2 protein-coding genes are annotated in these 2,049 nt (G+C 57.8%); both read right to left on the bottom strand.

Annotated features, from left to right (window positions below; genetic code table 11):
- Window positions 1-153 precede the first annotated feature (153 nt).
- Window positions 154-1,164 carry an HD domain-containing protein gene (locus Q7U71_03430; protein ID MDO9390807.1) on the bottom strand — a complete coding sequence of 337 codons (1,011 nt, stop codon included), beginning with the start codon at window positions 1,162-1,164 and terminating at the stop codon, window positions 154-156.
- A 202-nt stretch (window positions 1,165-1,366) separates the two neighbouring features.
- Window positions 1,367-2,049: DUF4113 domain-containing protein (locus Q7U71_03425; protein ID MDO9390806.1), on the bottom strand; the 683-nt coding region annotated here is incomplete at its 5' end.

Genomic DNA, 2,049 nt, shown 5'->3' with positions numbered 1-2,049 from the left:
TGTTCCTTGGCGAGGAAATATATGTCTTTTATCAAATTATTTGTTTTAGAACAACCGCAAATAATTGTGACGGCAAAGATACAACATAAATAAATTTTACGCATTTCTACATTCCTCTTACTTGTAAAAAAACTACTGTTTAATAATAGAGCATTAAAACAGCATTAGCTCGCTATCCCTTTCCCCGCCCGACTGGTCCTCGCTTTTGGCCAGGTAGATGTAGCGGTCTATCAAATTGACGTAGTCGCTCCAGCGCTTGTTCTGCAGGCCCTCCCGTTTGATGATCCGGGTAAAGGCCGCGGCGTGGGAATCCATGTAATCGCAATGGTGGACGATCAGGGCCTCCAGAGTGGAAGGAACCACCGGGCTGCCCTTCTCCTTTTCGCCGTGATGGGCCAGGATCATGTGCCTTAAGCGTTTCTCCAGCTCCTTGGGAAAATCCTTGACCCTGGGGACCCGCTCCATCAGCATCTGGTCGCCCAGCACCACGTGCCCCACCAGCCGCCCCTCGTCGGAATAGTCTATGAAGGTGGTGACGGCGAACTCCCGCATCTTGCCCATGTCGTGCAGCAGACAGCCTGTCAACAGCAGGTCGGCGTCCAACAGCTGGTAGTTGTTGAGCGCGGCCCGGGCCAGCCGGCAGACCCCCAGGGTGTGCTCGGCCAATCCGCCCAGGTGGGCGTGGTGCCACAGCTTGGCGGCCGGGGCCGCCAGGAACTTGTCCAGGAAATCCGGGTCGTCGAAGAACGCCTTGAGCAGCTTGGCCAGCGCCGGGTTCTTCACCGAGGCCATCTCCGCCCGGATCCCGGCCTCCAGCTCGGCCCGGGTCTTGTCCGAGCCTGCCATGAAGTGCTCCAGCCGGTATTCTTCCGCGCCGGCCCGGCGGATGTTCTCCACCCTCAGCTGGGGATTGTCCTTGTATCTTCCGGCCAGGCCCTTGATCTGGACCACGTCGCCCTGGGATACTTCCTTGAAGGCTTTTTCGGCCTCGTTCCACATCACCCCGTCGATCCGGCCGGTGGCGTCTCCCAGCTCCAGGTTAAGGTAGGCCTTGCCGTCCGATTCCTTGGTCTTCAGCTCTATCTTGCGCAGGGCGTAAAAATCTATCACTTCTTTTCCCGTAAAACCATCAGACCTGATGTCCCTGATGCATACCCGTTCCATCAAAACCTCTCAGTAAATATTCAAGTAATTGTATATTCATCCCGCCCAAAAGTCAACAAAAAAGGCCTGTACCTCAGTTCAAAGTAATATTTTACCACAGAATGCACAAAGGGCACAAAAAATTTTTAAAATTTTAGGAATGGACTCTGTGTCACTTCGGCTGGCTCAGTGCATCGCTCCGTGGCATGATGGGGTCTCTGTTTCAGGCCCGCACCACCGGGACGTCCGACCAGTTTGTGGTATAGCGGGGCGAGAGCTTCTTCTGGTTCATCCTCCAGGGCCGGTCTACGCCGGCGGCGGCGTACTTGATGGCACCCCGGCCCAGCCTGATGTTGACGGCGTCCACCGCCTGCATGATCCGGTATTCCCCCGGGCTCTCCCGGCAGGATGCCAGCAGGTCCGTCTGCACGGTGTCCCTCGGCCCGATGCCCGAAAGCAGCACCCCGGCCCGTTTGTAGGAATAGCCCGGCTTGAAGATGCTTTTAAGACCCCGGCCGGCCAGCTCCAGCAGGCGGGGGGTGTAATCGGTGGGTTCGGGCAAGCCCAAAGTGACGGAGTTGGAGTACTGGGGCTCGTCCCGAAAGCTGTTGCTGGCGATGAACACCGTCAGCAGTGAAGCCTTTGACCTCTGTTTTCTCAGCTTCTCGGCGCACATGGCGGTGAACTCGGCCGCCGCCTGCTCCAGGTCCTCCTTGGCGTGGATGTCCCGGCCGAAGGAGCGCGAGGTCATGATGCACTGCTTGGGCGGCGGGGTCTCCTGTCCCTCGATGCAGGGATTGCCCCGCAGTTCCTCCACCGTGCGCAGGCCCGTCACGGTCATGTGTTTCCTGATCCAGTTGTCGTTGGCGTCCCGCAGTTGCAGGGCGTTCCGGATGCCGTGACGGT

Source organism: bacterium, assembly GCA_030655055.1.
GTDB lineage: Bacteria > Edwardsbacteria > AC1 > AC1 > EtOH8 > UBA5202.
The sequence above is the reverse complement of the archived record's forward strand: the minus strand, read 5'-3'. Positions and strand labels throughout refer to the sequence as shown.

Bases quoted from the DNA above. Each gene is read 5' to 3' on its own strand.
- Q7U71_03430 (MDO9390807.1), bottom strand. From the start codon at position 1,164: ATGGAACGGGTATGCATCAGGGACATCAGGTCTGATGGTTTTACGGGA.